6 protein-coding genes are annotated in these 6,330 nt (G+C 44.1%); 1 reads left to right on the top strand and 5 read right to left on the bottom strand.

The window, feature by feature from the left end:
- From G3569_RS17920 to G3569_RS17905, 4 genes are all read right to left on the bottom strand, one after another.
- A partial coding sequence (locus G3569_RS17920) for a beta strand repeat-containing protein (protein WP_205720280.1) occupies window positions 1–2,142 on the bottom strand: 2,142 nt, incomplete at its 3' end.
- A gap of 179 nt (window positions 2,143–2,321) precedes the next feature.
- The gene (locus G3569_RS17915) at window positions 2,322–3,500 is read right to left on the bottom strand and encodes an ABC transporter substrate-binding protein (protein WP_165271463.1); all 1,179 of its coding nucleotides are present in this window, start codon (window positions 3,498–3,500) and stop codon (window positions 2,322–2,324) included.
- A 70-nt stretch (window positions 3,501–3,570) separates the two neighbouring features.
- Window positions 3,571–4,173: a phage tail protein gene (locus tag G3569_RS17910; RefSeq protein ID WP_165271462.1), complete on the bottom strand. Its 603-nt coding sequence runs from the start codon at window positions 4,171–4,173 to the stop codon at window positions 3,571–3,573.
- 34 nt (window positions 4,174–4,207) lie between these two features.
- Entirely contained in the window at window positions 4,208–4,585 is a 378-nt protein-coding gene (locus G3569_RS17905) for a hypothetical protein (RefSeq protein WP_165271461.1), read from the bottom strand.
- A 678-nt stretch (window positions 4,586–5,263) separates the two neighbouring features.
- On the opposite strand from G3569_RS17905, the gene G3569_RS18490 reads away from it, so the two are divergent.
- Window positions 5,264–5,473, top strand: coding sequence for a hypothetical protein (locus G3569_RS18490; protein WP_205720279.1), 210 nt, complete (start codon window positions 5,264–5,266; stop codon window positions 5,471–5,473).
- A gap of 4 nt (window positions 5,474–5,477) precedes the next feature.
- Here G3569_RS18490 and G3569_RS17900 read toward each other — a convergent pair whose 3' ends face one another.
- On the bottom strand, window positions 5,478–5,759 hold the full coding sequence (locus G3569_RS17900; RefSeq protein ID WP_165271464.1) for a GIY-YIG nuclease family protein: 282 nt from the start codon (window positions 5,757–5,759) through the stop codon (window positions 5,478–5,480).
- Window positions 5,760–6,330: the final 571 nt, after the last annotated feature.

Genomic DNA, 6,330 nt, shown 5'->3' with positions numbered 1-6,330 from the left:
TAAGGTGGGGTTATCATTGACCGCCGTAATATCAACATCTACACTACCAAAGGAGACATCTCCGGAGCCATTACCATCATTGGCTTCCACACTGATCGTGGCCGCATTGTCTCCGCTCACATTGGAGGCCCCAGTGTACTTGATATTAGAATTGGTATCCAAGTAGGTGTTGATATCACCCGGGGATCCGGCCAACGTAATTACCGTAGAACTCACCTTCGTTGTGGTTACCCCGGACCCCACCCCCGATCCATCAGCGGGAGTGCTAAACGTGCCCGCTGAGGCGGTTAATGTGACAGTTATGTTGTCACCGTCTGCATCCGCAAACACAGAAGAAGACAGATCCAAATTACTTTCAGTATCCTCAGTCACAGAAATATCGGACGGAAGGCCTGTTAAGGTAGGAGGATTATTTACTTCCGCTGTCAATTGCGTACTATTGACTGTAGTTAATCCGCCGGACGAGGCCTGCAGATTGAAATTCTCATTACTGCTCCCAGAGGCCGTATAGGTAAGCTGTAAATCTGTGAAGGTAGCCACACCGGAAAACGGCGATATCGTTACCGTGGATGTGCTGCCATCGGTATCGCCGGTACCGCTCATGGTTGCTGAACCAGCTCCGTTGACTTCTGCCAAGGTAATACCCGTACTGTAACCGGTATCTACAGTATTATTGGCATCAACGGCCTGCACCACCGGATCGGTAGTCATATCTGTGGAAGTACCATCTTCTACCGTCGTAGGGGCCGGCTCGGTATTAAATACCAGCTTGGTAGCTACTACATCGGAAGTAATAGAATTAGCATCAATGGTCGAAAGATTGCTCCCCGTACCATCTTCATCATTGGCTGTGAGCGTAAACGATTCTTGGTCAGCGCTTGCGGTGTAGGCCACATCAGTAAAGGTGGCCACCCCATTGGAAGCAGTAATATCAATATCCCCGGATAAAGAGCCTGGATTAGACTCAGTAAGCGTTACGGTTTCGGTGAAATCCACATCGGTGTTTCCAAAGGCATCCTGGGCGGTAACCACGGGTTGGGTACCCAGGGCTGAACCAGAGGTAGAACTGGCCGGCTGGGTCGTAAAAGCCAGTTGGCTGGCCGTAATATCGATGGTACTGCCGGAGCTGTTAGTCACAGCTGAGGTAGTTCCCATGCTGGTTCCACTGCCCCCGGTGGTTACATCGGTGTCTCCGTCAACCGATAAAACAATGGTGTGGTCTTCGGTAAGGCTGCTGTTGTCATTGTAATAGGCATTAATGGTGTAGGTCTCACTCCCCCCGTCAGCAATAGAGATGCTAAGGCCGGTGAAGGTAATTTGATCGGCCCCGGCGTCGTAGGTGCCGGTTACATTGGAGGCATCATTTCCATTAAGCCGCCAGGTAATATCTCCGCGTTCGGCATCGGTGGAGGTACCGGATACATTTACGGTTATCTCTGATACCGTCATAGCCAGTCCGTCGCCCCCGCCGCCATCGCTAAGAGTAAAATCGAAAACATCGATCGCCTCACCCGAAGTATCTAATGTACTGGCAATACCAACGGGTTCAGAGACCCCGGAACCGGCTGTCAGGTCGCCATCGGTATCTGGAATAATTGGGTCATTAAATTTGAAGTGGTCGAAAAAAGCATCAAATCCATATGGTGCTCCTTCATCAGTAATTCGCACCTCATCAACATTTTCAAAGTTACTATTTAAATTGATAGTAACTTTATCATCAAATTTTAAGGGGCCGATGGTTTGGCTTCCGGTAGAGCTACCATTCCTAAATCCTTCTATTTTGACACCAATATTGTTACCATTTTTGCCGTCAGCCCAAAAAGAATCAAACTTGAAATTTGAACCATCCGTTTTGGTGATCGTAATCGTTTGATTTGGTGGACCATCATTCGTAAGACCAGGTTCAACAGATCCACCTGTTTTTGCAACAAATGTATCGTAAGACAAATGAATCCCAGTTTGTGGCGGATAATCAGTTGTATATTCAAACTTAAACCCATTGAGGCCCGAAGCTAATTCAGTAGTTATATCTTGATCTCCTACGTATCCCTGATCATCAAATGTAACAGTGGTTTGGGCAAATACAGCCGATGTTAAACTTATTGAAAAAAGAAGTATTAAAAGTGTAGCTAGTTGTTTCATAATGGAGCGATAGGTTTATAGAGTATTTCCGAATTGAATACATCTGTTAGAACAGGCTATTTGAGGTATATAGTATTTGTTTTGTCGCTTACGGATTTTTGCCGATGTATTTTTAAAAGGATTCTAGTTGACCTTCTCCAACACAACAGAAGGTTATTTTTTATTTGATTGTCTATTGCCTATACACAAAACAAGGGGTTAAACCACCCCGACGGTACTGCTTTACGGATGTCATCAAAAATCCGGTGGTTGTAGGCCAATCGTTTTCCTTTCGCAATAATATTTTTGTTGATAGATCCAGAAGATGAATTCATCCTGGTAATATTGACCTCCGGCAGTGCAAAGCCTGAGTCCGGGTAAAAATCTCGTTCTCCACGGGGGCCTATGATATGCTCTTTTTGTAAGAGGGTTCGTACTTTTCCCCAGTCCCTTTTCTTCATAGAGGGATAGATTTCTCGGAACATCATCCCTGCTTCGTAGCCCAGTAATGCAAAAATATTTACCGGCTGACCTGTGGCTTGCTGGAACTGCTGTTTAAATACGTTATTGGTCTTAGAATTTCGGGCAGGATCATACAAGGAAGAGGAATAACATTGAATACCAAGATCTTTGACATCCTGCAGCCACTCGTCGTACATCATATGTTCAGCGGCCACTAAAGGTATTTCTCCACTTAATCCTTCTTCCACCCATCTGGTCAAAAATTCATTGCCCCCTTCACCCGTAAATATGGCATGCACAAAAGGCGGGGCCTGATCCTTTATTTTTTCAAAAAGGGCGTCCATATCTAAATCATGAGGATTTTCTTCATCAAACGGAAGTACCGAGAGTAGCAACTCTCCTCCCCCGCCCATACTAAATCCCTTTTGGAAGGCACTGTGTAAATGATAACCCGATTCCAGTAAAGGCATGACCATCATTCCACCCTCTCCGTATTCCGATCGGGCCCACTGGCCTAAAGCAAACTCTGACTGCCACAATTGGTTGGATGCGAAAAACGTATTGGGGCTCAGGTAATCGAAATAAGGGATATATTCCCCGGAATCGAAGAAAAACCCCAGCTTGTCTCGACTCTCCAGCATAGGTACAATCTCCGGCAGCACGGCATAACTGACCAGCCCGGATAACATATCCACTTGGTCAAAATTTATCAGCTTTCGTACCGCATCCTTTGTTTTTTGGACGCTGCCGGTATCGGTGTAGTGCGGCACAAACGTAATCTTATCCTGTTTTAAAGGATCCTCCCCCATCCCCAGGAATAAACCGGCCAACAGATGTTGCGAGTAATGGGGATACAAGCTTGAATAAGGATTTAAAAAGCCAATTTTAAGCTGATCCTGTAACATATTTAGCATCATATTACTGGTATATTTAACGGCCCTGGGGCATTGCTTGCTACCCCAAGACCTTAACAATGGTTTATGTCACTTAACTTCTGGAAGGGAAAATACCCTGCATACAGAAGATATAGTTAATGGCCGTTACCGGCTGAAGAGTAGAGAATGGCTGTCCTTCACCCGTAGTTGAATTTGTTATAGAACCGGTAACATCTCCTCCTTGTATAGTCGTATCAGCCTTAGAAGAATCAACATAAATGTTGGCATCCCTCCTTGGATTGGGACCTGACTGGGGGACTACCCCTTTAGCTAACACTTTATTAGGCCCAGGTTCAGTGGAATCACCTTCTGTTTCACTGCTTGCTGCAACTGAAGAGCTGAGGCTTTCTGTGTTAGCGGTATGCGTGTGGCTAGGCATCTCCAATACCGTTAGGGTCCGCTCTTCCGTTCCTGCCTTACTCCCCAGAGGATAATGACTTGTACCCGGGCTTTGCCCATATCCAATCGGGGCTCGTCCCCTTAAGTCAGGCAGTGCAAATGATGTACGCCCATCACCGCCATAGGTTGTTCCAATTAAAGAATAAACAGCAGTGTATTGAGATATTGCTATCTGTTGTCCTCCGCATTGCGACCATCCTCTTGGAGCCCATTTGGGCCCCCATCCAATAATTGCACTAATTAAAAAATCTATCATAATATTTTTTGTTTAATGGTTTGAATTCTTTCTACTAATTATTTTCAGACTTTTCTTGCTCCAACGTTAGGCCCGGCAGACGTATCTCCAACGCTTTCCCATTTACAGCTTTGATCTCCACATTACCATATTCATTAAAGGTAATATCGAACTCGCCATTGCCTTCATACCGACCGTATATTTCATGCCCTTGGTATTCAAATAGTATTCCCCAAGTGGCTTTGAGTGATGGATAACCCGGGATCTTTTTTTTCGCCAAGTCCAAAATATTAAAAACCGTTAGCCCCTTTCCATCTATGGTATGATGGCCCTTTATTTTTCCTGTGGAGTGAGTCCCCCCTTTAGCAGAGATCGTCGTCGAGTCGAACTCAATATCTGCTTCATAATTATTAGTTATATGTAATATAAACATGATCTGTAATGATTAGTTGGATTATTAGTCGTGTAACCGTTGCTTTTACTCTATTTGGATTACAATTCAAAAGTCTGTTTTTGGGGCGAATAAAAAAACACATGATCATGTAGTTTTCACTATACATCACTATTACTCAGTATCTTGATTGTTATTTAAATCAATACTTCTGCCCCCCGATGGTTCTATAAATAAAACAGTTAATGGGTTTAGCATGGCCTCAAACATTTTTTAAACGGATCATTTTTTGGGATTCGGCTTTTTTTCTCAGCCAAAAATGGAACACGTACACCAAGTACAAAATAAGAATAGCTATAGAAACTCGACGGAAACAAGCCAAACGAAAACCCAATGGAACAATCCTGCCTACAAAACGCTAATTATTAGCAATTTACTATTTTTTTCAATGATCCATAATTAAATAATATTTAAATAACCTCCCCCAATCACCCTACCCCGTAACACTCCGAATCTCCCATCTCATAGTCTTAATATTCACCAACCCCGCCAACGTCACTCCGAGGAATAACCATGACGAGGAGTATCAAACCAAACTACAAGCACACTCCTATACTAAGACCTCCCAGCCCAATACAGATTGAGACTCCTCACTACGTTCGGAGTGACAAAGAGCGGGGGAACATTAATAACACCCTGTCGTCACCAACAGCTTCGCTCATGCAGACTACACAACGTACCCCGATCCCCAGAACGTCACTCCGAGGAGTCCACGACGAGGAGTATCAAATCAGAATACTGGCAAATAATAATGAAAAGGAGGCTATGCTTCGATACTATTTGATACTCCCCACCAAGTTCGGAGTGGTAATTGGGGAAAGGACTAGAATAACAGTTTTTGTTAATGGCAGCTTCGCCAAGAAAATATAAAGCCTTACTCATTAGCAGCTAAATCCTTCCACTTGGGATTCACCTTTTCAATCAAAGCTACTTTTTTCTCCCGTCGCCACCCCTTGATTTCCTTTTCACGCGCAATCGCCTCACGCACATCCTGAAACTCCTCATAATAAACCAACCTGTGGATGTTATACCGTTTGGTAAACCCTTCATTTACTTTTTCTTTATGTTCCCTCACACGTCTGGTCAGGCTATTCGTCATTCCTGTATAGATCATTTTAGAGATGTTACTCATGATATAAACGTAGTATCTGGCCATCATTTTTTATAAGTATGACCATTGTGTGGACTATTCCTTGCAAAATATTTTTCATTGTATTGTGTGTTCAGGGCTAAATCTTTCTGATGCTGACTCAAGACTTCTCCCTTGAATAAGGCTAGACAAAGAAAACCCACCCCATCACTCAGAGGAATGCCAAATCAAACTACAGGCACGTCTTCATACTAAGAATTCTCTGCTCCAATACGGATTGATACTCCTCGCTGTACTCGGAGTGACAATACAAGGCAATAACTTTTATATCACCTTGTCGTCACCAGCAGTTTCACATATAAGGCTACACAACAATCCCATGGCAAGTCACTCCGAGGAGCCCGCGACGAGGAGTATCAAATCAGACTACAAGCACACGCCCATACCAAGCCTCCCTGTCATAATACCGTTTGAGACTCCTCACTACGTTCGGAGTGACAAAGAGCGGGGGAACATTAATAACACCCTGTCGTCACCAGCAGCCTCGCTTCTAAAATAAAATTAACTTCCCCCATTCCAGCTGAAAAATCTCAATACTAGGAGTCTGTCGGACTAAGCAGTTCTAAAATTACTAAAT

It is taken from the genome of Fodinibius halophilus, assembly GCF_011059105.1.
Lineage (GTDB): Bacteria > Bacteroidota > Rhodothermia > Balneolales > Balneolaceae > Fodinibius > Fodinibius halophilus.
The sequence above is the reverse complement of the archived record's forward strand: the minus strand, read 5'-3'. Positions and strand labels throughout refer to the sequence as shown.

Excerpts from the sequence above, each read along its gene's own strand:
- G3569_RS17915 (WP_165271463.1), bottom strand. The coding sequence starts at position 3,500 with ATGATGCTAAATATGTTACAGGATCAGCTTAAAATTGGCTTTTTAAAT.
- G3569_RS17910 (WP_165271462.1), bottom strand. The coding sequence starts at position 4,173 with ATGATAGATTTTTTAATTAGTGCAATTATTGGATGGGGGCCCAAATGG.
- G3569_RS17905 (WP_165271461.1), bottom strand. The coding sequence starts at position 4,585 with ATGTTTATATTACATATAACTAATAATTATGAAGCAGATATTGAGTTC.
- G3569_RS18490 (WP_205720279.1), top strand. The coding sequence starts at position 5,264 with ATGCAGACTACACAACGTACCCCGATCCCCAGAACGTCACTCCGAGGA.
- G3569_RS17900 (WP_165271464.1), bottom strand. The coding sequence starts at position 5,759 with ATGGCCAGATACTACGTTTATATCATGAGTAACATCTCTAAAATGATC.